Raw genomic sequence first — 22,077 nt, forward strand, 5'->3', positions numbered from 1 at the left:
ACCGCGCTCACCCACGAAAGGTTCGGAGGACGTCAAGGTGAACGACGATCCCCACGGCGGATGGCCAGGTCAGGACCCGGACCCCGCCCGTCGTCCGCAACGCCCGGCCGGACCGCCCCGCCGCCCCGCCGGAGGTCCTCCTCCGGGTTACGGGCAGCGACCGGGTCCCGGACCGCAGGGACCGGGGCAGGCACCGTGGCAGCGGCAGGGTTCGCCCCAGCAGCAGCCGCCGCCCCAGCAGCCGCGACGTTCGCAGCGACCGCCGGTCGCGCCGCAGCACGAGCCGGACCTCATCACGCATCACGAGCACAACGGCACCGAGCACCGGTACGACGCCGACCGCGGCTACGAAGAGCCGTACGAAGACGAGCAGTACGCCCCGGAGACCGACGAAAACGGGAAGCCGATCCTCACCCCGGCGCAGCGCAAGAAGCGCCGGTGGAGACGGATCCGGCGGGTCTTGCTCGCCCTGTTCTGCCTGTTCGTCGTCATCCCGGGGATCGCGTTCGTGATCACCTACTTCAACGTCGACGTCCCTTCGCCGCAGTCGATCGCGGCGACGCAGGGCCAAGCGGTGACGTACTACTACGCCGACAACACCGAAATGGGCAAGGACGTGCCCAAGGGTGGCAACCGGCAGATCCTGACGCCGGAGCAGATCCCGGACGTCGTCAAGAAGGCCGTCATCGCCACCGAGGACGCCTCCTTCGAGACGAACTCCGGCTTCGACATCGGCGGCATCCTGCGCGCGGTCTACAACCAGGTGACCGCGGGCAAGGGCGGTGGTTCGACCATCTCCCAGCAGTACATCAAGGTCGCCAGCGGGAACGACGAATCGTCACTCACCCGTAAATGGACCGAACTCGCCAAATCCTTCAAGATGAACCAGACGTACGAGAAGAAGGACATCATCTCGGCGTACCTGAACATCATCTACTTCGGGCGCGGCGCGTACGGCATCGAATCGGCCGCGCAGGCGTTCTTCGCCAAGCCCGCCGGCGAGCTGAACGCCTCCGAAGCCGCGCTCCTCGCGGGCCTCATCCAGCAGCCCGGCCGTTCGGAGAACGAGAAGGTCGCGAACGAACGCTGGACCGTCGCGCTGAACCGGATGGTGCAGAACGGTTTCCTCTCCGCCGCGGACCGCGCGAACATGCAGTTCCCGACGCCGGTGCCGCAAGCCGACAAGGAACAGGCCGGGGTGGTCAACCCGTTCATCCGCGACAAGGTCAAGGAAGAGCTCGCCGCGAACGGCATCACCGGCGACGTCTACTACACGGGCGGCTACAAGGTCTACACGACCATCGACCCGAAGGCGCAGGCCGCGGCCGAACAGGCGGTCGCCGACGGGATGAAGGGCCAGACCGACGAGAACCTGCTCAACGCGCTCGTCGCGATCGACCCCAAGACCGGTGGCGTGAAGGCGTACTACGGTGGCCCGTCCATCGTGAAGGGGCCCGACGGCAAGGACCAGAAGGGCCGGGACTGGGCGAACACGCCGCAGAACCCCGGGTCGTCGATGAAGCCGTTCGACCTCACCGCGTACATGCAGATGGGCAAGGGCGGCATCAACTCGACGTTCGACGGGTCCAACAACCGGCAGTTCGGGAAGCAGACGATCCGCAACGCCGGTCCCGGCAGCTCGTGTTCGGCGCAGTGCACGGTGTCCGAGGCGATGCAGCGCTCCGCGAACACGGTGTTCTACGACATGGTCGTGAACGTGACCAAGCCCGGGCCGGTGGCACAGGCCGCCAAGGACGCCGGGATCAAACCCGCCCCCGAGGGCGCCTCCGAACTGTTCGCCGACAACAACATCGCGCTCGGCGGTGGCAAGACGGCCGTCAGCCCGGAGGACATGGCCGCCTCGTACGCGACCTTCGCGGGTGATGGCCAGCGGCGGAACAGGCATTTCGTCGCCAAGGTGACCAACTCGCAGGACGAGGCCGCGTACTCGGCTCCGGAGGAGGCGAAGCCCGCCTTCTCCGACGACTCCGACAAGAGCAAGCAGATCGCGGGCAACGTCACCGAGTCGCTCAAGGGTGTCATCCCGTTCTCGAAGCTCAAGTGCCCCAACGGTCACGAGTGCGCCGGCAAGACGGGAACCCAGCAGCACACCTACCGGCCGGGCGAGCCCGCGTCGGCGAAGGACTCCAACTCGCAGACCTGGATGGTCGGCTACACGCCGTCGATCTCGGCCGCGGTGTGGGTCGGCGGCGACGGCGACAAGGCGCTGAAGGGCAAGAACGGCAAGGCGATCTTCGGTTCGACGATCGCCGGGCCGATCTGGCAGAAGTTCCTTTCGCTGTACCTGAACGGCAAGCCGGGGGAGCGCTTCGACAAGGTCAAGATCATCGGCGGGGACGACAGCAACACCGTCCCTTCGACGCAGACCCCGCCGAGCGACAACGAGGACCCGAACGAGACCGGCACGCCGTCGACGGGCCCGTCGACAGGGCAGTCTTCGCGGAATGAGGAGACGGAGCCGCCGTCGAGCTCGAAGAACCCGCCTTCGTCCAGTGAGAACAACGGGGAAGAAGGCAACGGTCCCGGCCGCGGTGGCGGCAGAGGGGACAACGGATAGCAGCAGCTGAAGGGGCCCTTCACCGCATGTCATGCGGTGAAGGGCCCCTTTGCTACGTCCTATGCGGGGAAAGTCCCCTTCAGCCCCTCGGTCAGAGGGTGACGACGCGCCGTTCGGCACCCGAAAGGTGAGCGGCTTCGATGACCCGGAGCGCGTCGACGGCGGAGGCGGGATCGACCGGGAACTCGCCCTTGCCGAGGAGCGCGTCGCGCACCTGCGCGTAGAAGTCCTCATAGCGGCCGACCTCGGTGGGCACGGTCTCGACGTCGTCGTTCACGCCGAGCTTTCCGGCGTCCGACGGCGGTTCGACCGCCCAGCCGGGGTCGCCGGGCCGCAGCCCGTCCTTGATCTGCGGCTCTTGGACGTCGAGGCCGTACTTGGTGAAAGTCGCCTTGTCGCCGAGCACGCGGAACCGGGGATTCCGGGTCCCCGCCAGCGCGGACGCCCACAGGTGCGAGCGCACGCCGTTCGTGTGGTGGAGGGCGACGAAGACGTCGTCGTCGACCGAGACCCCGTCACGGCGCTTGTCGACCTCCGCGTAGACCTCCGCGACCGGGCCGAACAGCTGCAGCGCCTGGTCGACGATATGCGCGCCGAGGTCGTAGAGCAGCCCGCCCGCCTCGGCGGGATCACCGAACTCGCGCCAGTTGTCCCGCGGCTTCGGCACCCAGCGGTCGTAGCGTGATTCGAAGCGGAAGACGTCGCCGAGGCGGCCCGCGTCGAGCAGCTTCCGGACGGTGAGGAAGTCCGAGTCGAACCGGCGGTTCTGGAACACCGTCAGGCCGACGCCGTTGGCCTCCGCGGCTTCGACGACCTTCGCCGCTTCGGCCGCTGTCGGCGCGAAGGGCTTGTCGACGACGACGGGCAGCCCTGCCTCGATCGCCCGAAGCGCGAGCGGGACGTGCGTGCGGTTCGGCGTGCTGACGACGACCAGGTCCAGGTCGTCCGCCTTCGCGAACAACGCGTCCGCGTCCGGCAGCACCTCGGCGGCCGGATAGTCGGCACTGGCCTGCCCGACCCGCTCCGGGTTCGAGGTGACGATGGCGGCCGGGGTCAGCCCCGGCGTCGCGCTGATCAGCGGGGCGTGGAAGACGCGCCCGCCGATGCCGTATCCGAAGATCCCCACTCGCAAGTCAGCCATGCCTCCATTAAACAACAGTGTTGCGTAATCAGCCAGCCGTGGCAGGATGCGCGCTATGCCGGACACCGGGGTCAATCTGCGCGGGCTGCGCCAGCACAATCGGGCACTGCTGCTCACGCACATCCTGCGCGCGGGCGGGCTCAGCCGCGTCGAGCTGGCGGAACGCACCCGGCTCACGCAGCAGGCCGTCTCGAAGATCGTCCCCGAACTGCTCGAAGCCGGCCTGCTGGACGAGGAACGCCAGCCCGCGGCCGGGGTCGGCAAGCCGCGCACGCTGCTGCGCATCCGCCCGGACGCGCGGCACGCGCTCGGCGCGCAGCTCGACCGGGACTCCTTCCGGGTGGTCCGGACCGATCTGGCCGGGAAGATCGTCGCCTCGGAAGACGGGCCGCTGTCGCCGGGATTCACCCCTGACCAGGCCGTTTCCGCGCTGGGTGAAGCGACGGAAGCACTGCTCGACGGCATCGAGCGTGAACGCGTGCTCGGCCTCGGCGTCGGCAGCGTCGGCCCGCTCGACCACCACGAAGGCGTGGTCCGGGACGCCACGAACATGCCGGGCTGGCACCACGTCCCCCTGCGCGACCTGCTCGCGAAGCGCACCGGCCTGCCCGTGCGACTCGACAAGAACACCAACGCCGCCGCCTTCGCCCAGCACTGGCCGGAGGGCGACCGGGCCGCGACCGCCGTCGTGCTCGTCGGCACCGGCATCGGCGTCGGCCTGCTGATCGACGGCAGGCTGTACCGCGGACCGCGCACCAACGCGGGTGAATTCGGGCATACGACCCTCGCCTTCGACGGACCGCGCTGCGCGTGCGGGCGCCGCGGCTGCGTCGAGGTGCTGCACAACGCGGCCGCGACCACGGAGGAGGCGGCGGGGCTGCTGGGGACCGGGCTCGCCGACCTCGTCCAGATCCTCGACCTCGAACGTGTCGTGCTGACCGGGCGTTCGGTCCGCGAGGAGCCGGAGGTGTACCGCGACACGGTCGCCGCGCGGCTCCGGGAACTGCTGCCTTTGCCGCACTGGCAACGAATCCAGGTCGATCTCGACGAGATGGGCGACGACGTCGTCGCGTTCGGCGCGGCGGCCGAGGTGCTCGCCGGGTTCTACGACAGCGGCGATATCACCTAGGAGCTTCCCAGTAACGGACAGCACCCTCTCGACGACCTAGCATCACATTCGGGAGTCAAAGGGGAGCCAGTTGCGCGCCAGGACGATCATCGCGACCATAGCCGCGACTTACGGGGTTTTGCTGACAGGCTGCGGCGCAGAGGAGACCCCTCCCGACCCCAAAACCGAGTGGACGGCCGCGATGAAGACCGCCGGGTTCACACCGAACTCCCCGCATACCTATGACGAGATGTTCGATGCGGCGAAGAACTTCTGCAGTGCTGGATCCGCACTCGCGATCAGCGGGCTCGCGCGCACCGTTCTGACACCTGAAATGGCTGATCGCACGGCTATGCCAGCCCGCGGCAAGGATCCTGACACCGCGGCCAAGGCCTACGGAGACGCCACCTGGAAGTGGGTCTGTGGACACCAATAGCTCGCCGAGTTCTACGACGGCGGCGATATCGCCGGAGGGGCCTTCACGCGCCATCTCCGGGAGGTGTGAGGGGAACTTTGAGGGACCCTGGGTCCCTCAAGGAGTCCTTCACGGACTACATGGCCCCGGCTCACCCGCCACTCACGACCCAGGTAGCGGCGATATCACCGGAGGGTCACCCGGATAGGCGCTAACATCCGCCACGTGTCCGACCAGACGACCCCGCCGGAGCGCGAGACCCCGCTGTCCCTCACCCCGGGCGAGCGGGTCATCCCGAGCTGGAACGAACCGCTCGTGGCCGCGGCCACCCGGCCGATCGGCGGCCCGCTCGGCGAGCACGCGGCCGTGGGGCGGCACTGGTTCTGGTCGCCGCAGCGGGTCGGGCTGCTGCTGGCCTGCCTCGCGCTGCTGCTCTCGTGGTTCGGCAAGGCGTCCTGCATCCAGCAGTACACCGACGACTCCGGCGTGAACCAGCTCGACTGGCGGGCGGGCCGCCCGTTCGTCGCGATGTGCTATTCGGACATCATCCCGCTCTACAGTTCCGAGCGGCTGAACGATCCCGACACCTTCCCGTACGTGACTTCGTGGACCGAGGACGCGGGAACGGCGAAGGAGACCACGCGGTACATGGAGTACCCGGTCGCGACCGGGCTGTTCCAGTGGATCAACGCGAAGCTCACCGAAGCCTGGCTCTCGATCGCGGAATCGGGCTGGCTGCCCGGCGCGCTCCCGGTCGCCGTCTACTTCAACATCTCGGCGCTCTGGCTCGCGCTGGCCTGGCTCGTCACGGTGTGGGCGACCGGCCGGTCGTTGAAACGCCGGCCGTGGGACGCGGTGCTGGTGGCGATCTCGCCGCTGGTGCTGGTGCACACTTTCACGAACTTCGACGCCATCGCGACCGCGTTCACCGCGACCGCGCTGCTCGCCTGGGCCCGGAAGCGGCCCGAGATCGCGGGTTTCCTGCTCGGTCTCGGCGCGGCGGCGAAGCTGTATCCGCTGCTCCTGCTCATCCCGTTGTTCTTCCTGTGCCTGCGCGCGGGCAAGGTCAAACACTGGGCACTCACCGCAGGGCTCGCCGTGGCGACGTTCGTGGTGGTCAACGTCCCGTTCGCGCTCGCCGCGCCGACCGGCTGGTGGGAGTTCTTCCGGCTCAACACGACGCGCCCGATGGATCCGGACTCGCTCTACAACGTGTTCTCCCACCTTTCCGGCTGGGCCGGTTTCGACGGGAAACTCACCGCGGGCCAGACACCGGTCGTGCTCAACACCGTCGTCGCGGTGTTGTTCCTGGCCGCCTGCGCCGGCATCGGGTACGTCGCGCTGAAGGCACCGCGCCGTCCGCGGCTCGGCCAGCTGGCCTTCCTGGTGGTGGCCGCGTTCTTGCTGACCAACAAGGTGTGGAGCCCGCAGTACTCGCTGTGGCTGGTGCCGCTGGCGGTCCTCGCGATCCCGCGCTGGCGGCTGCTGCTCGGCTGGATGGTCATCGACGCGCTCGTCTGGGCGCCGCGGATGATGTACTACCTCGGCGTCGATCACAAAGGCCTGCCCGAGGACTGGTTCCTCGGCACCGTCGTCGTCCGCGACCTCGCGGTGATCGGCCTGTGCGCGCTGGTGGTCCGCGACATCTACCGGCCGCGGACCGACCCCGTCCGCCTCGCCGGTGACGACGATCCGGTGGGCGGCTTCCTCGATGGCGCTCCTGACGTCAAGCGCGCTTCAACACATCAGGTCCAGGACGTTCCAGCCTGAGATTCTTGCCGAAGTCCTCGGCACCGAAGTCGTTGATCTGGACGACGACCGCTTCGGGTGACGTCTCGACGAGGCGGCAGGTGACCCAGTCCTCGCCGTGCTTGACCGACCAGCGCTCGGCGAGCACGGCCAGGCCTTCGGCCTCCAGCAACGCGACGGAGTCGTCGAAGGCGGCCGGCCCGCCGAGCGGGTAGCCGAAAACGGTCAGTGCCTGCCAGCGCGTGTCCGGCGCGGGGACGACGTAGCCGACGTGCTCGCCGTCCTCCGCCCGGTAGACGGTCCGATTCTCGATCATGCGGACCAGGTTCGACCCTCCCGTGGCGAGAGGGTCAAGCCGATTTCATCGGACGGTGTAGCCGCCCGTGCTCGTCTGGAAGAACGGCACAGGTCCGGTGCACGGCAGGACGTCGTGCTCGATTCCGCCGTAGGCCCAGCTCCAGCCGATTCGATCGTGGCCGCGCGGCTCGTCCTGCACCGAGAAGCCGACCCGGCGGCCGACGACGTTCACGGGGAGGCCAGGAATGTCGGCACGTTCGATCACGCCGGTCAAGATGGCGAGGGTGCCGGCGCGGGAGACACAGTCGACCCGGCCGTCGAAGTCGGCGACGAGTTTTCCGTCCTTGGTCAGATGATTCACGTGGAACCGGCCCGAGGATTTGCCGGGCTCGCCGAACGCGGCGAAGTCGAAGCGGACCGGGTCGTTGTCGTAGCCCGGGAACGTCAGCGGTCCGCCCGCCGATCCCAAGACGACCGAACCCCGCTCCGGCGCGGCACTCGCCTGCGTCGCCCCCAGTGTTCCCGCCGCGATGGCGAGCACGGCGACCGCGGCGATCTTCGACTTGATGTTCATGGCTTCCCTCCAGTACCAGGACCGTCCTGATGGGAATGAGCCTTCCGTGCCGCGCCCGCCCGGCCCTCCCGCTGGAGAGGGAAGTGACTCCCGCTTGAGTAGCCTGCGCGCATGGCCTTCCACCTGGCGCACGGCACGGTCGTCCACCGCACGACGACGTTGCACGGGTATTCCGCGATCATCATGGTCGAGCGCTTCACGGGAGGCCGGTGGCAACTCGCGGCGGAGTTGCCGCGTGACGCCGAAGAGCTCACCGACGACGCCGTGCGGGAAATGCTGGGGGAGGCCGCCGACGAGCCGAGCCCGTTCGCGTTCGCGCCCGAAGACGACGTGACGAGCGGGCTGAACGCGCGGTCGGCCCAGCTGGATTCGATGATCGACACCACGGTGGAGTGGCTGCGGAGGACCGCGGTCGGCACCGACACCGAGCTGGCGTGGGCCCGCTACCAGTCGTCGGATTACGACTACGAGCTCGACACCCGGGAAGCCCTGCGCGACGCCGCGTCGCTCCTGTCCCAGATGGTCAAGCAGCGCACCATGCTCGCCGCGCGTGCCGAGATGCGACGGCGGAAGATCGCCGAAGAGGACGACTGACGACCCGCGCCAGTCCGGACGGCGTGGGTCGGGTTGGTCGTGAGTGGCGATTCGGGTTCTAGCCAAGGGTGCCCTAGGTACCTATTGGATTTTGCGTGCGAGTGTTCGCAAGTTCGTGCTGCCCAGCGGCCGTGTCGCGAAAGCCACTTTCGGGACACCAGACGTCGCGAAAGTGGCTTTCGAGACACCCGGACTGGCTGGCGCGGCCCTCACGACGACCCACCACGCCACCGCCGGGTGTCGCTGAGACGGCGGAGGCCGATCACGTAGTCCGTGAAGGCCTCCTTCACTACCTTCAGAGTAGGCAAGGAGGCCTTCACGGACCTGCAACCAACTCCAGCCACAACCAGCAGGTACCTAAGACCCCTTCGGCTCTAACCCGAATCGCCACTCACGACCACCTGGACACAACGCGGATCCGCCGGGCGAAGACGTCGCGAAAGCGCCCTTCGCAACATCCCCTCAGGCGGACTGGCGCTATGGCGATCGGGTAGGTGAGGCGGGACTGTGTGGATTTTGGGACGTCAGATGTCCCAAAATCCACACAGTCATCAGGCCTGACCCCGCGCCGGAAGAAACCACCAGGCCCGGGGACGACGCCTTTGCCTTACCCCGCATTTAGTCCTCTAAATGCGGGGTAAGCGCATCTAGAGGACTAAACGCGGGAGGGTCAGGCGGAGGCGACGCGCTCGCGGACGTAGGCGATGTCGGCGGCCTGGCCGTCGGCCGGGGTCTCGACGATCACCGGGGCGCCCGCCTCGGCGGCGACCGCGGCCAGCACCTCGGGGTCGATCGTGCCGTCGCCGCCGACGATGTTGGCGTGCCGGTCCCGGGTGGAACCGAACTCGTCGCGCGAGTTGTTGAGGTGCACCAGGTCGATCCGGCCGGTGATGGCCTTGACCTTCTTGACCGCCTCGGTCAGGTCCCAGCCCGCCGCGTACGCGTGGCAGGTGTCGAAACAGAAGCCCGCGCCGAATTCGCCGACCTTGTCCCAGAGCCGGGCGATCGTGTCGAGGTCGCGGGTCATCGCGCTGTCGCCGCCGGCGGTGTTCTCGATCAGGATCGGCACGGCGAAGCCGCCCTTCTCCTGTTCACGCTCGAAAAGCTTGCGCCAGTTGACGAGGCCGTCTTCGACGTCTTCCGAAGAACCGACGTGGCCGCCGTGCACGACGAGCCCTTTCGCGCCGATCTCGGCCGCGCCGTTCGCGTGCTGGGTGACGTTCTTCCGCGACGGGATGCGGATGCGGTTGTTCAACGACGCCACGTTGATCAGGTACGGCGAGTGGATGAACACCTCGACCGGCGACTCTTTGATGGCTTCGCCGTGCGGATGGGGTTTGGGAGCCTTCCAGCCCTGCGGGTCGGAAAGGAAGAACTGGAGGACCTCGGCCTCGCGTTCGGCGACCGCGGAGAGGGGGTCGTCGTCGCGGACATGGGCACCGATTTTCATGCCAGCAAACTACCCTCGTCGCTTTTTCCCCGGCGCGGCCCAGGTTCGTCACGCTCGTGGGGTAGCGTGAGCGCGTTCCGTTAAAACCGCGTTGGGTCTTGAGGGGCGGAGGACGAACTCGATGGGGAAGACTGCCGGGCGGATCACGGCACTGGGTTTCGCACTTTCGGTATCGGCCGGACTCGCGTTCCCGATGACCGCGATGGCCGCCGAGCCGAATCCGACCCTTTCCGGCAAATGCGCCGCGACACTCCAGAACGGGGAGACCGCGGACGGCCTCGTTCTCGACGCGGGCGCGCCGCTCAACTCGCCCGAGGCGCTGACGGTCGGTTTGGACTCGAAGGCCAAGACGGCCCAGGGCAAGAAGCCACTGCTCTCGCTGCCGGTCGGGGACTTGGTCAAGGCCACCGGCCTCACCGACAACGCGGTCGGCGACCTCGTCGCGAAGGGTGCCTGCCCGCCCGCTCAGGGTGTGGTGAACGCGGTCGGCAACCTGACGCAGGGCGTCGTCGACGAACTCCCCATTCCGCCCGATCCAGGTCCGGACCCCGAGCCCGAGCCCGAACCGCCGAACCCCGGGCCGAACCCGCCGCAGCCCCAGCCTCCGAAGCCGGGTCAGCCGGGCGGGCCGGGCAGCGAACTCCCCGTCGAAACCGGCCCGGGTTCCTCCACCGGCATCGGCGGCGACTCGATCGCGGGCGTCATCAGCAACGCGGCGCTGCTGCCCGGGAACTTCGTCCAGGCGCCGGTGATCACCGAGATCATCCCCGGCGAGGTGCCGCCCACCGTCGACGAGAAGGACACCGGCAACGCGCAGGCCGTCCAGGCGCCGGTCGCCCCGGCCAAGCTGCCGTTGCTGCTCGCGGTGCTGGCGCTGGCCGTCGTCGCCGCGGCGCTGGTCCGAGCCTGGCTGCGGGGCAAGCCCGCCTGATCTTCACCGTCAGTGACGCCCGCTTCCACTCGAATGCCTGACCTCTTCGAGTGAGCGGGCGTTACTTGTCTCCATTAGCGTCGTTGGGCAGGTAGGTGAACCCGACGACGGAGGAGTCGAAGGCATGCGCGAACGGACACGGAGGGCGACGGCCCTGGGTGCCTCGGCCTTCATTCTCGCGGGCTCGGCCGCCCTCGCCATGCCTGGCACGGCCGCCGCCGCCGAGACCAAGACCGCCGTCTGCGGTGGTTCGGTGACCGCGAAGACCGGCGACAAGATCCTCGGGAAGACGCCGTTGCTCGGCATCCCGCTCGACCTGGGCCACGCCGGCCCGGTCTCCGGAATCCTCACCGGCACGATCAACGCGCTGCTCGGCACGGTCTGCAAGGTGACGGTGACCGTGGTGAACGCCGTGGTCGCGCCGGTCCCGGTCATCGGCGAACCCGCCGCCGAAGCGCTGACCGGCGCCGTCACCGGTACCCACGACGCCCTGACCGGCGCGGGCAAACCAGCGCCCGGCGGCAAGCCCGCACCCGAGAAGCCCGGCACCGGTACGCCCGGCACCGGCGGCCCGCAGACCGGCGGACCCGGCGCCCCGGCACAGGGCGGGAATCCGGCGGGCAGCATCCCGGCGGCGAACAGTCCGCTGCTGCCCGGCACCTTCACCCCGAACTTCGGTGGCCTCCCCTGGGGCGCCAGCACGGGCTACGCCCCGATGCGCGACTACAGCTCCATCCCGATGGCGATGGCCGGTCTCTTCAGCCCCTCGCCCGGACTGCGGTACGGCGGCCAGATCCCGGGCTACACGCCGCAGTTCGGCCTCGCCGCCGAGGGTGAGAACGCCGCCGGTAATCCGGACGTCCAGAATGCGGGACAGGCCGAGGCGCTACCGAGTGTGAGCGATGGATTCACTCAAGACGGGAAACTGCCGCTGCTGATCGCCGTTTTGGCACTCTCCGGAGTCAGCGCGGGCCTGGTTCGCACCTGGGTACTCCGCCGAATGGCCGCTACAAGTTAGTCCTACCGCCTAGTATCTTTCTGGTCACTCCCTCGTTATCCCCGTTGGTAGTGCTTTTCTCTCTGGTGAAAACCTGATGCACTGCCTGACGCCCCCACCGACCCGGAGGATCGCGCTCGTGCGGAAGACCACCATCTGGCAGACCACCCGCAAGGCGCTCACCGTCACCGCACTCGCGACCATGGTCACCGGTGGCGCGCTCCTGACGGCGGGCACCGCCTCGGCCGCCACCACGCTGGCGAACGCCTGCGGCGGCACCGTCAACGGCGGGATGAACGACACCGTCGCGATCACCGGCTCGTCGGTCAAGGAACTGGTGCGCGCGGGCGCGAAGGAAGCGGGCACGCTCGCCCTCTACGACGTCGCCGCGAACGACATCGCCAAGGTCAACACCATCTCCGTCGGCTCCGTCCCGAGTTCCGCGGGCGGCACGATCGACGGCAAGACGATCGGTGCGGCCGTGCGGCAGGCGGTCAAGGAGACCAAGTCCTGGGGCCTCGGCCTCAACCCGGACAAGACGCTGGACACCATCGCGCACAAGGTCGCCGGGAGCTGTGGCCTGACCACGGTCGCGACGAACTACGTCGCGCCGACGCTGCCCACCCCCGGCACCACCGCACCGCAGCAGGGCGGCAACGGCGGCGGCACCAACGGCGTCCCGTCCTCCCCGAACCTGCTCCCCGGTGGCAGCAACGGCACCGGCTACGCCCCGCCGCGCGAGTACGGCAACCTGCCGGTCGCGCAGCCGGGTGTCGCGGTGGCGCCGGGCGTGCGTTACCCGGCCAACAGCCCGCTTCCCGGTGAGGGTGGCCCGCAGTACGGCGTCCCCGGTGCCGACGGCCAGGCCGGACAGGGCACCGACGTCCGCAACGCGGGCAACGCCGAGGCGCTCGCGACCGACGGCCTGCCCGGTGGCGACGTCCAGCTGCCGATGCTGCTCGCGGTCCTCGTGCTCGCCGGCGTGACCGCCGCGCTGGTCCGCACCTGGGTCCTGCGCCGCGTCTCCTGACGCCCGCTCGGGACCGCCGGAAGCCGCCAGGTACTCTTACCTGGACAAACCCTCCTGTCACGGACAGTCCGTGACCGCGAGCCCATAGGAGGTGAGTGGTTGTGTCACGCCATTACGAGGTAATGGTCATCCTTGACCCCACGCTCGACGAGCGCACGGTCGCCCCCACGCTGGACACTTTCCTCAACGTCATCCGCACTTCGGGCGGAAGCGTCGAGAAGGTCGACGTCTGGGGCCGTCGCCGGCTCTCCTACGAGATCAAGAAGCACGCCGAGGGCATCTACGCGCTCCTCGACCTGAACTCCAGCTTCGAAGCGGTGAAGGAGCTGGACCGTCAGCTCTCGCTGCAGGAGACCGTGCTCCGCACCAAGGTCATGCGCCGCGAGATCAAGCGCGCCGCTGCCGTCGCCGCCAAGGCCTGAGCCGAAGGACTTTCCCGATGGCTGGAGACACCGTCATCACGGTGATCGGCAACCTCACGTCCGACCCGGAGCTTCGCTTCACCCCTTCCGGTGCGGCGGTCGCGAACTTCACGGTCGCGTCCACCCCGCGCACGCTGGACAAGCAGTCCGGTGAGTGGAAGGACGGCGAGGCCCTGTTCCTGCGCTGCAACATCTGGCGTCAGGCGGCCGAGAACGTCGCCGAGTCGCTGACCCGCGGCGCGCGAGTCGTCGTGCAGGGGCGCCTCAAGCAGCGGTCTTTCGAGACCAAGGAAGGCGAGAAGCGCACCGTCGTCGAGCTCGAGGTCGATGAAATCGGCCCCTCGCTGCGTTACGCCACCGCCAAGGTGAACAAGGTCAGCCGTGGCACCGGTGGCGGTGGAGGCGGCGGCTTCGGTGGCGGCGGCGGTGGTGGCCAGAGCGGCCCGCCCGCCGACGACCCGTGGGGCTCCGCTCCGCCCGCCGGTGGCGGCGGCGGTGGCGGCGGCTTCTCCGACGAGCCGCCCTTCTAGCCAGGCGTCCGCCGCGGGCTCCGGCCCGCGAGTCGCCTCGACACAACCACTACGTAGGAATTCAGGAGTAGAACCGTGGCCAAGCCACCCATCCGCAAGCCCAAGAAGAAGGTCTGCGTGTTCTGCAAGGCCGAGAAGAAGGGCCGCCCGGAGAACATCGACTACAAGGACACCAACCTGCTTCGGAAGTACATCTCCGACCGCGGGAAGATCCGTGCCCGCCGGGTCACCGGCAACTGCAGCCAGCACCAGCGTGACATCGCCATCGCGGTCAAGAACTCCCGCGAAATGGCGCTGCTGCCCTACACCTCGACCGCACGCTAAGGAGGCACGTCAATGGCGAAGATCATTCTCACCACCGACGTCGCCAACCTCGGTGGACCCGGCGACATCGTCGAGGTCAAGGACGGCTACGCACGCAACTACCTGCTCCCCCGCGGCTACGCCATCGTGGCCACCAAGGGCGCGGAGAAGAACGTGCGCACGATCAAGCGGGCGCAGGAGAGCCGTCGCATCCGCGACCTCGACCACGCCAAGGAGATCAAGGCGACCCTGGAGGGCCTCGGCGCCATCCAGCTGAGCGGCAAGGCGGCCGAGGGCTCGAAGAAGCTCTTCGGTTCGATCACCACCGCCGAGATCGTGGACGCGATCAAGGCCGCGGGTGGCCCGCTGCTCGACAAGCGCGTCATCGAGCTGAAGGACCACATCAAGACCGTGGGCAAGCACTCGGTCGGCGCCCGTCTGCACCCCGACGTCCGCGTCGACGTGCGGCTCGAGGTCAAGGCCAAGTAACACCGCTTCGCCAAAGGGCGGGACGTCTCCTTCGCGGAGGTGTCCCGCCCTTTGCTTTCCGCGGAACCCGGCCGCCGCGGGCTGCGTCTGAGCCCTTGACGGGGGATCAAGGCATTATGAGACTCGACATTTGAGGCACGGGGACTCAAAAGGGGATCTGGAACCATGGCTTACGACAGCAACGCCGAGCAGAACCGGCAGGAGAAGGTCACGGTGTCCGCGCCGGCCAATCCGGACAAGGCGCCCTCGACGTCGGGCGGAGGTGGCGGCGGGTTCGCCTTCGACAAGGACAAGATCGACGGCATCATCAAGAAGTGGACGGACCTGCAGGTCGAGCTCAAGAGGGACTACGCCGACGCGAACCTGATGGCGAACGTCAAGGCGCCCGGCAAGGAGTTCGCGAGCGGCGACTGGGAGAAGCTGGCCAACCCGTCGGGCAAGGCGTTCCTGGAGCAGAACCAGAAGATGCAGGACTACGTCAAGAACTACATCGACCAGCTGACCACTGCGAAGCAGAAGATCGCGACGAACGAAGCCGAGACGCAGGCCTCGCTCAACAAGCACAAGGCCGTGTGATGCGACGTTCCCTCGTTCTCATCCTCGCCGCCGGTGCGCTGCTCGCCGGCTGTTCCGGCACCAAGAACGGCACCGCCACCACCTCGGAGCCGTCGTACACGACAGGCTCTCCGAGCGCGTCGAGCGGCTCGTCCGGCTCCGCGCCCAAGGTGTCGAACCCTCTGAAGACCTCGTCGATCGAGAGCGACGCGTGCGCCGCGCTCTCGGCGGCGAAGCGGTCCGAGCTCGGTCTCGGCGAAGGCGAGCGACGGACCACGAGCGCCGGACCCGGCTGCTCGATCTTCGCCGCGGACGACCGGCTGAACCAGATCGAGATCAGCCCGGTGCTCGCGAACAAGAACGGCCTCAGCGACGTCTACGACACGAAGGCCAACGACGCCTACTTCGAGACGACCGAGGTCGCCGGGTACCCGGCGGTGTACGCCGCGGCGCTCGACGACCGCAAGAGCGGCAAATGCGGCCTCTTCGTCGGCGTGACCGACCAGCTGGCCGTCAACATCCTGGTGCAGTACGACAACGGGCCCGGCGCGAGCGAGCCGTGCCCCGTCGCGCTCAAAGTGGGGGAAGCGATGATCGAGACGTTGAAGGAGGGCTGACGCGTGTTCCTGCTGCCGATCATCGCCGGATACTCGGCCTACAACCTGGCGACCACGAAATCCGGCGACTTCGAAGCGTCGGGCGGCGATCGCAAGATCGACTGCTACAACATCTGGGAGAAGATCGTCACCGGTCCGGGCACCGGGTCGATCCAGGAGGGACAGGCCGCGGCCACCCGGCTCAAGGCCGGTTACCAGGACAGGCTGACCACCATCGACAACCTGTCGAAGGAGATGGACGCCGCCTGGACCGGCAAGAGCGCCGAAGCCGCGCAGCAGTCCGGCGCGCATCCGCTGCGCGTGTGGATGGACGACTCCGGCAAGAAGCTGGCGGACTCCGACAAGTACCTCGGCGAGCAGAACACCGCGTTCACCACGGTGAAGGCGAAGGTGCAGCAGGTCCCGAAGGACCCGCCGAAGAACAACCTGCTCAACTCGATCACCCCGTGGACCACCGACACCGACCGCGCGATCCGGGACTACAACTCCAAGGGTCAGGCGAACGTCGACGCGTTCAACGAGTACTTCAAGGCCAGTTCCGAGAACGGCAAGGGCCTGCCCACCTACAACAAGATGGAGGGGCAGAAGTCGAACGTCGACGTCAACGGCGGCGGCGGTAACGACAAGGACAAGGACGGCGGCGGCCAGGGCGACCGCAACGGGAACAACGGCATGCCGGGCATCTCGACGCCGCCCGGTTCGATGCCGCCCGGCGGGATGCCGAGCGTCCCCGGTTCGAACATGCCGGGCATCGGCACGCCGGGCTCGAACCTGCCCGGTTCGAACCTGCCGGGCGGCAACATGCCCGGGTCGAACTTTCCGGGATCGAACCTCCCCGGGTCGAACCTGCCGGGCTCGAACCTGCCCGGCGGGCAGTACAACCCGAACATCCCCGGCAGCAACTACAAGCCGCCCGGCTGGGACGACGGGACGAGCGCGTCCGGCTTCACCCCGCCGAAGATCCCCGGCGCCGGAGGCTTCGGCCCGAGTGGCGGCGGAGGCGGTGGCGGCGGTTTCGGCGGCACCGACATCCCCGGCGCGGGCGGCTTCGGCCCGGACGGTGGTGGCTTCGGCCCCGGTGGCGGCGGGTTCGGACCCGGCAGCGGGAGTGGCGCGGCCATGCCCGGCAGCGCGGGCGCGATGGGCGGTGCCGGTATGGGCGGCGGCGCGGCGGGCGCCGGTGCCGGAGCGGGTCGCGGCGCGGGCGGAATGATGGGCGGCATGGGCGGTATGGGAGCCGGTGGCGCCAAGGGGAAGGGTGCCGAGGACGAGGAGCGCAGCTCCAAGTTCCTCGTCGGCGACGACCCCAACGAGATCTTCGGAACCGACGAACTCACCGCACCGCCGGTGATCGGGGAGTAATACGAACAGGCGAGCCGGGCGCGTGCCAAGATTGGGGCCGCGCCCGGCTTGTCTTGTTCCGGGCTGGACGACCAAGAACGACTAGGGGGCAGTTCCGGTGCTGGACAAGCAGGTCACCATCACGACCGGCACCCTCATCACGCTGATCCGCCGCCGCGGCGGCGAGCCGCACACGATCCTGTCGGAGACACCGACCTGGTACGACGAGGACGCGCAGCGGGCCGAGGACGAGCGGACCAACGAGGAACTGGCGAGCCAGGGCCTCTTCGGTGCGCGGGGCCTGCACCCCGGGTTCAAGGCGACGCTCGAAGCGATCGCCAGGCCGTCCCTGGAGTACTACGGCTGGGTCGACGGCGGGTTCGAGGGCAAGGCGCTGAGCTTCACCGTGCTCGCGGGAAGCGCCGGAGGGGAGGGCTTCGTCCTCGCCCGCCACAGTGAGCACGACGGTGTCGCGCTCGCTTCGGCGCGCCCCGAAGAACTGCTCACCGAGTTCCTCGACCAGATCCCGAAGCTCGCACCGGGACGCGGCCGCCCGGTGGCCGTCCCGAAGAGTCAGGTCGAGGCTTCGCGCTCGTCGTCGACGGCGCAGGACGAGGGCTTCGAGGTGCTTCGCAGCGGACGGCAGAGCGCCGGCAGTCAGGAGGCCGACGAGCTTCGCCGCATCCTCGCGTTGCGCCGTTTGGGGAGCGGCAGCCTGTACGTCGCCGCACGCGGCCGGAGCGGCGCGCGGCAGCGGATCGAACGCCCGGTGAACTACATCGATACGACCGAGGGCCGGTGGCTGACCGAAGAGATACCGGGGAGTGGCGAGCCTCGGATCGCCTTCACACCCGCCGACCAGCAGGTTCTCGGAGAACGACTACGGAGCGCACAGGGCAGGTTGTTCGCGTCCTGAATTCGACGCCGTTCAGCCCACCGGGTCATGGCTCTACGCTCCGTAGTATTCATCCACAGGGCACCCCTGTGCGCCCCCGTGCGACACGCCGAACGACCGGTTTTGCCCGACACGCCGCATGGAGTTGAATAAAGTTCTCCACAGTGTCTCCACAGGGTTTGACCAGCACTTTTGTCAGACCGCTCCAGCGTTGCCCACAAGTTGTACACAGGCTTTGGGCCACCTGTGAAGGGATGCCCGCAGTCATCCCCAGGTTGTCCACAGGGCGGTCCCCAGGCGAAATTGCGCTCGTCCTTTCGGGGGGCCTACCGTGCCCGATTGGCCGGTACGCACAGTGGCGTTCTTCCGGCCGAAGGGGAGCACCGGGGGCCGCGGGAGGGCGGCCGGTGGGCACAGGCGGACCGACCGGGGAAATTCTGGCATAATCGAACGCGTGTTCGATGCTTGAGGAGGTGGCAGCAGCGGTGGCGCTGACCGACGACCGCAATCCGATGTACGCGGAGTCCGACCCGGGTCCCAGCGACCCCGGTCCGCGTGGCGGGGAATACGACCGCCAGCCGCCGCAGGACATCGCGGCCGAGCAGTCCGTGCTCGGCGGCATGCTGCTGTCGAAGGACGCCGTCGCCGACGTCATCGAAGCACTCGGCCCCGACGACTTCTACAAGCCGGCACACCAGGCCGTCTACGACGTCATCCTCGACCTCTACGGGCGAGGCGAGCCCGCCGACCCGATCACCGTCTCCGCCGAACTGGAACGCCGCGGCGAACTCGGCCGTGTCGGCGGCGCGCCGTACCTGCACACCCTGATCGCGACGGTGCCGACGGCGGCGAACGCCGGGTACTACGCGGAGATCGTCTCCGAGAAGGCGGTGCTGCGGCGCCTGGTCGAGGCGGGCACGCGGATCGTGCAGTACGGCTACGGCGCGGCCGCGGCCGACGGCGCGAACATCGACGAGGTCGTCGACCGCGCGCAGGCCGCGATCTACGACGTCACCGAGCGGCGCACCAGTGAGGACTACGTCGCGCTGGAGGAACTGCTCCAGCCGACCATGGACGAGATCGACGCGATCGCGTCGCGCGGCGGGCAGTCGCAGGGCATCCCGACCGGGTTCGCCGACTTCGACGATCTGACCAACGGCCTGCACCCCGGCCAGATGATCATCGTCGCGGCACGCCCCGGTGTCGGTAAATCGACGCTGGGACTCGACTTCGCGCGTTCGGCCTCCATCAAACACGGTCTGACCAGCGTCATCTTCTCGCTGGAAATGAGCAGGACCGAGATCGTCATGCGCATGCTCTCGGCCGAGGCTCGAATCCGCCTGGCGGACATGCGCGGTGGCAAGATGTCCGACGACGACTGGACCCGGCTCGCGCGCCGGATGAGCGAGGTCTCCGAGGCGCCGCTGTTCGTCGACGACTCGCCGAACATGACGATGATGGAGATCCGCGCGAAGGCCCGGCGGCTGAAACAGCGCAACGACCTCAAGCTCGTCGTCCTCGACTATCTGCAGCTGATGACCTCGGGCAAGCGCGTCGAGTCGCGGCAGCAGGAAGTCTCGGAGTTCTCGCGGCAGATGAAGCTGCTGGCGAAGGAGATCGAGGTCCCGGTGATCGCGATCAGCCAGCTGAACCGTGGTCCCGAGCAGCGGACCGACAAACGCCCGATGCTGTCCGACCTCCGTGAGTCCGGCTCACTGGAGCAGGACGCCGACCTCGTCATCCTGGTCAACCGGCCGGACGCCTGGGAGCGGGACGACCCGCGCGCGGGTGAAGCGGACCTGATCATCGCCAAGCACCGTGCCGGGCCGACGGCGACGATCACCGTCGCGCACCAGCTGCACTACAGCCGGTTCGTCGACCTGTCGCACGACTAGGGCGAGATCGACCCGGGCTCCGGGGATGATCCTGGGCGTCGTTCGCGTCGAGCCCGCCGGCTAACCCCGAGCGACCTCAGCGGTGTGCGCGGGGGTGTAGCGCTCACCCGTCACCTGGTCGCTCAGCGGAGCCAGCGCGGCCAGCGCCTCGGCGTCCAGGATGAGCTCCAGCGCGGCCGCGTTCTGCTCCAACCGGGCCGGGCTGCGGGTGCCCGGAATAGTCGCCACCGCCACCCCGAGCCGCTCGGCCTGGGCGTACACCCAGGCCAGCGCTACCTGGGCCGGGGTGGCACCCAGCCGGTCGGCCACCTCGCGCACGGTCTGCGCGATCTTCTCGTTGGCCTCGCCCGCCTCGCCGGCGAAGCGGGGGTTGGTGCGCCGGAAGTCCTTCTCGCCCAGTGTGGAGCGATCCAGGCTGCCGGTCAGGAACCCCCGACCCAGCGGCGAGTACGGCACCAGCCCGACCCCCAGCTCGGCCATCACCGGGGTGACCGCCTCGACGTCGCGGGTCCACAGTGAGTACTCGCTCTGCACCGCGGTGATCGGGTGCACCGCGTGCGCCCGGCGCAGCAGGTCGCCGTCGACCTCGGACAGGCCCAGATGCCGGACCTTGCCCGCCTCGACCAGCTCGGCCATCGCCCCGACGGTCTCCTCGATCTCCACGTCCTGGGGCGGACGGTGGGCGTAGTACAGGTCGATCACGTCGACACCCAGCCGCAGCAGCGAGGCGTCGCAGGATCGCAGCACGAAGTCCCGGGCACCGCGGATGCGACGCGCCCGGTCGCCGGCGCTGCGGTCGATGCCGAACTTGGTGGCCAGCTGCACCTGCTCCCGGCGGCCGTGGATGGCCCGGCCCACCAGCACCTCGTTGTGCCCGGTGCCGTAGGCGTCGGCGGTGTCCAGGAACGTGACACCCAGCTCCAGGGCCCGGTCGATGGTGGCCAGGCCGCCGTCCCAGTCGGCGGCGCCGTAGCTCTCGCTCATCCCCATGCACCCCAGGCCCATCGCGCCGACGGTGAGACCGGGCGAGCCGAGCGTGGTTCGGGTGATCATGCGCGGACACTCCTCCTGCCCGGCCGACCGGGCGATACCTCGAAGGCTGACGAACGCCACCGACGCTAGGACCTGGAGCGCGCTCGACGTCAAGCCGGGAGACCCTTCAGCGCAGGGCGTTTTCGACCAGCGCGACGGTCTCGCGCGGGTCGTCGACCTGGAGGACCAGCCGGGTGTAGCGCTCGTCGGCGAGTTCGATCACCACGGCTTTCGATGGGTTCTTGACGTCCCAGAAGACCTTTTCGCCGTCGAGGTGGAACGTGCCCGCCGTGATCACGCCGGGCAAGTGGGCACCCGGCGCCCGGATTCCCTTGGGGTCGGCGGCGATGCCGGGATCCGCGGTCGCGCCGCGGACGTTGGCCAGCGGGATGGTCAGGCTGCTCTTGAAGGCCCAGAGCTTGTCGAGACCTTCGATCACGACGACGAGTTCGTCGCCGTCGATGGTGACCAGTGCCATGTCTGTTTCCTTGTCAGTCGAGAGGATCGAGGCGTTGGGTCAGCGCGCTGCCGGCACCTTCGGGGTCACCGCGCAGGCGGAGGCCCAGAGCGGCGGCCGTGAGGGCGGCGGCCAGGGCGGTGGAGATGCCGAGCGCGTCGGCGATCGCCTGGTCGACCGCGGCCAGCGCCGCGCCCACCTCGGCGGCCACCTCCTCGTCGGCCGGTGCCCGTTCGACCGCCGCGAGCAGCAGCAGATCGAGGTCGGCCGACGTGACGAGCCGCAACGCGGTCGCCGCGTCGGTCGCCGCGGCGAGTGCTTCGGCCAGGGGGCGGACGTCGTCGGCGAGGTGGCGGCGCAGGGCGACCAGGTAGAGGCCGCGTTTGCTGCCGAACGTCTTGTACAGGCTGTTGCGGTGCACGCCGAGGTGGGCGACGAGGTCGTCGATGGACACCCCGTCGTACGCGCGGCCACCGAACAACCCCACGGCGGCGCGCACCACCTCGTCCTCGTCGAACGCCCTTCGCCTGCCCATGCCCCGAGGTTAGCTTTTTGAGGAACGATCAGTCAAGAACGATCGTTCCTCAAAAGTTGCGTGGGGTCTCGTGAGGGATAAAGAGGGGCCTTCGCGGCGTGGTTCCGGACCGGCCAGCGGGCGCCAGTCGTTTCCCGAGTGT

Annotated in this window: 24 protein-coding genes; 17 read left to right on the forward strand and 7 right to left on the reverse strand. The window is 68.7% G+C overall.

The genetic code is table 11. The features are described from left to right. The first annotated feature begins 37 nt into the window (after nucleotides 1-37). Entirely contained in the window at nucleotides 38-2,578 is a 2,541-nt protein-coding gene (locus tag ACLJPX_RS20375; protein WP_410601489.1) for a transglycosylase domain-containing protein, read from the forward strand. 91 nt (nucleotides 2,579-2,669) lie between these two features. On the opposite strand, the gene ACLJPX_RS20380 is transcribed toward ACLJPX_RS20375, so the two are convergent. Further along, nucleotides 2,670-3,719, reverse strand: coding sequence for a Gfo/Idh/MocA family oxidoreductase (locus tag ACLJPX_RS20380; RefSeq protein ID WP_410601490.1), 1,050 nt, complete (start codon nucleotides 3,717-3,719; stop codon nucleotides 2,670-2,672). A 55-nt stretch (nucleotides 3,720-3,774) separates the two neighbouring features. Here ACLJPX_RS20380 and ACLJPX_RS20385 point away from each other — a divergent pair, with 55 nt between their 5' ends. From ACLJPX_RS20385 to ACLJPX_RS20395, 3 genes are all read left to right on the forward strand, one after another. Next, nucleotides 3,775-4,848 carry an ROK family transcriptional regulator gene (locus ACLJPX_RS20385; RefSeq protein WP_410601491.1) on the forward strand — a complete coding sequence of 358 codons (1,074 nt, stop codon included), beginning with the start codon at nucleotides 3,775-3,777 and terminating at the stop codon, nucleotides 4,846-4,848. A gap of 70 nt (nucleotides 4,849-4,918) precedes the next feature. Further along, a complete protein-coding gene (locus ACLJPX_RS20390) occupies nucleotides 4,919-5,263 on the forward strand; it encodes a hypothetical protein (RefSeq protein WP_410601492.1) in 345 nt (114 codons plus the stop codon). A 204-nt stretch (nucleotides 5,264-5,467) separates the two neighbouring features. After that, entirely contained in the window at nucleotides 5,468-7,012 is a 1,545-nt protein-coding gene (locus tag ACLJPX_RS20395; protein ID WP_410601494.1) for a glycosyltransferase family 87 protein, read from the forward strand. On the opposite strand, the gene ACLJPX_RS20400 is transcribed toward ACLJPX_RS20395, so the two are convergent. Continuing rightward, nucleotides 6,969-7,307 carry a hypothetical protein gene (locus ACLJPX_RS20400; RefSeq protein WP_410601495.1) on the reverse strand — a complete coding sequence of 113 codons (339 nt, stop codon included), beginning with the start codon at nucleotides 7,305-7,307 and terminating at the stop codon, nucleotides 6,969-6,971. The genes ACLJPX_RS20395 and ACLJPX_RS20400 overlap by 44 nt on opposite strands. 45 nt (nucleotides 7,308-7,352) lie before the next feature. Further along, complete coding sequence (locus ACLJPX_RS20405; protein ID WP_410601496.1) at nucleotides 7,353-7,862, reverse strand: hypothetical protein; 510 nt, start codon at nucleotides 7,860-7,862, stop codon at nucleotides 7,353-7,355. 111 nt (nucleotides 7,863-7,973) lie between these two features. Here ACLJPX_RS20405 and ACLJPX_RS20410 point away from each other — a divergent pair, with 111 nt between their 5' ends. Then, nucleotides 7,974-8,456, forward strand: a complete 483-nt coding sequence (locus ACLJPX_RS20410; RefSeq protein ID WP_410601497.1) for a hypothetical protein — start codon at nucleotides 7,974-7,976, stop codon at nucleotides 8,454-8,456. Nucleotides 8,457-9,126: 670 nt separating this feature from the next. Here ACLJPX_RS20410 and ACLJPX_RS20415 read toward each other — a convergent pair. Beyond that, complete coding sequence (locus ACLJPX_RS20415) at nucleotides 9,127-9,906, reverse strand: deoxyribonuclease IV (RefSeq protein WP_101611513.1); 780 nt, start codon at nucleotides 9,904-9,906, stop codon at nucleotides 9,127-9,129. A gap of 121 nt (nucleotides 9,907-10,027) precedes the next feature. On the opposite strand from ACLJPX_RS20415, the gene ACLJPX_RS20420 reads away from it, so the two are divergent. The 12 genes from ACLJPX_RS20420 (at nucleotide 10,028) to dnaB (ending at nucleotide 19,911) form a co-directional block, all read left to right on the forward strand. Then, a complete protein-coding gene (locus tag ACLJPX_RS20420) occupies nucleotides 10,028-10,837 on the forward strand; it encodes a hypothetical protein (protein ID WP_410601498.1) in 810 nt (269 codons plus the stop codon). 124 nt (nucleotides 10,838-10,961) lie between these two features. Beyond that, the gene (locus tag ACLJPX_RS20425) at nucleotides 10,962-11,855 is read left to right on the forward strand and encodes a hypothetical protein (RefSeq protein WP_410601499.1); all 894 of its coding nucleotides are present in this window, start codon (nucleotides 10,962-10,964) and stop codon (nucleotides 11,853-11,855) included. A 118-nt stretch (nucleotides 11,856-11,973) separates the two neighbouring features. Continuing rightward, the gene (locus ACLJPX_RS20430) at nucleotides 11,974-12,864 is read left to right on the forward strand and encodes a hypothetical protein (protein ID WP_410601500.1); all 891 of its coding nucleotides are present in this window, start codon (nucleotides 11,974-11,976) and stop codon (nucleotides 12,862-12,864) included. 101 nt (nucleotides 12,865-12,965) lie between these two features. Next, the gene (rpsF, locus tag ACLJPX_RS20435) at nucleotides 12,966-13,286 is read left to right on the forward strand and encodes a 30S ribosomal protein S6 (protein ID WP_174720483.1); all 321 of its coding nucleotides are present in this window, start codon (nucleotides 12,966-12,968) and stop codon (nucleotides 13,284-13,286) included. A gap of 17 nt (nucleotides 13,287-13,303) precedes the next feature. After that, the gene (locus tag ACLJPX_RS20440) at nucleotides 13,304-13,816 is read left to right on the forward strand and encodes a single-stranded DNA-binding protein (protein WP_101611516.1); all 513 of its coding nucleotides are present in this window, start codon (nucleotides 13,304-13,306) and stop codon (nucleotides 13,814-13,816) included. A 75-nt stretch (nucleotides 13,817-13,891) separates the two neighbouring features. Continuing rightward, a complete protein-coding gene (gene rpsR, locus ACLJPX_RS20445; protein WP_005168122.1) occupies nucleotides 13,892-14,140 on the forward strand; it encodes a 30S ribosomal protein S18 in 249 nt (82 codons plus the stop codon). Between the two features lie 12 nt (nucleotides 14,141-14,152). Next, on the forward strand, nucleotides 14,153-14,608 hold the full coding sequence (rplI, locus tag ACLJPX_RS20450; protein ID WP_005168124.1) for a 50S ribosomal protein L9: 456 nt from the start codon (nucleotides 14,153-14,155) through the stop codon (nucleotides 14,606-14,608). A 165-nt stretch (nucleotides 14,609-14,773) separates the two neighbouring features. Beyond that, nucleotides 14,774-15,184: a hypothetical protein gene (locus ACLJPX_RS20455; protein WP_168214451.1), complete on the forward strand. Its 411-nt coding sequence runs from the start codon at nucleotides 14,774-14,776 to the stop codon at nucleotides 15,182-15,184. Continuing rightward, nucleotides 15,184-15,780, forward strand: a complete 597-nt coding sequence (locus ACLJPX_RS20460) for a DUF3558 domain-containing protein (protein ID WP_410601501.1) — start codon at nucleotides 15,184-15,186, stop codon at nucleotides 15,778-15,780. Before ACLJPX_RS20455 ends, ACLJPX_RS20460 begins: the two co-directional genes overlap by 1 nt. Nucleotides 15,781-15,783: 3 nt before the next feature. Beyond that, complete coding sequence (locus tag ACLJPX_RS20465) at nucleotides 15,784-17,142, forward strand: hypothetical protein (RefSeq protein WP_410601502.1); 1,359 nt, start codon at nucleotides 15,784-15,786, stop codon at nucleotides 17,140-17,142. A 97-nt stretch (nucleotides 17,143-17,239) separates the two neighbouring features. Continuing rightward, complete coding sequence (locus ACLJPX_RS20470; RefSeq protein ID WP_101611519.1) at nucleotides 17,240-18,037, forward strand: ESX secretion-associated protein EspG; 798 nt, start codon at nucleotides 17,240-17,242, stop codon at nucleotides 18,035-18,037. 464 nt (nucleotides 18,038-18,501) lie between these two features. Next, nucleotides 18,502-19,911: a replicative DNA helicase gene (gene dnaB, locus ACLJPX_RS20475; protein WP_410601913.1), complete on the forward strand. Its 1,410-nt coding sequence runs from the start codon at nucleotides 18,502-18,504 to the stop codon at nucleotides 19,909-19,911. A 60-nt stretch (nucleotides 19,912-19,971) separates the two neighbouring features. Here the strand turns inward: dnaB and ACLJPX_RS20480 are convergent, their stop codons facing one another. The 3 genes from ACLJPX_RS20480 to ACLJPX_RS20490 all read right to left on the reverse strand — a co-directional run bounded on the left by ACLJPX_RS20480 (nucleotide 19,972) and on the right by ACLJPX_RS20490 (nucleotide 21,935). Next, nucleotides 19,972-20,964 carry an aldo/keto reductase gene (locus tag ACLJPX_RS20480; protein ID WP_410601503.1) on the reverse strand — a complete coding sequence of 331 codons (993 nt, stop codon included), beginning with the start codon at nucleotides 20,962-20,964 and terminating at the stop codon, nucleotides 19,972-19,974. 106 nt (nucleotides 20,965-21,070) lie between these two features. Then, complete coding sequence (locus tag ACLJPX_RS20485) at nucleotides 21,071-21,421, reverse strand: hypothetical protein (protein ID WP_101611522.1); 351 nt, start codon at nucleotides 21,419-21,421, stop codon at nucleotides 21,071-21,073. Nucleotides 21,422-21,434: 13 nt separating this feature from the next. Then, complete coding sequence (locus ACLJPX_RS20490) at nucleotides 21,435-21,935, reverse strand: TetR/AcrR family transcriptional regulator (RefSeq protein WP_410601504.1); 501 nt, start codon at nucleotides 21,933-21,935, stop codon at nucleotides 21,435-21,437. Nucleotides 21,936-22,077: the final 142 nt, after the last annotated feature.

The sequence above is a fragment of the Amycolatopsis sp. lyj-90 genome (assembly GCF_046549035.1).
In the GTDB taxonomy this organism is placed as follows: domain Bacteria; phylum Actinomycetota; class Actinomycetes; order Mycobacteriales; family Pseudonocardiaceae; genus Amycolatopsis.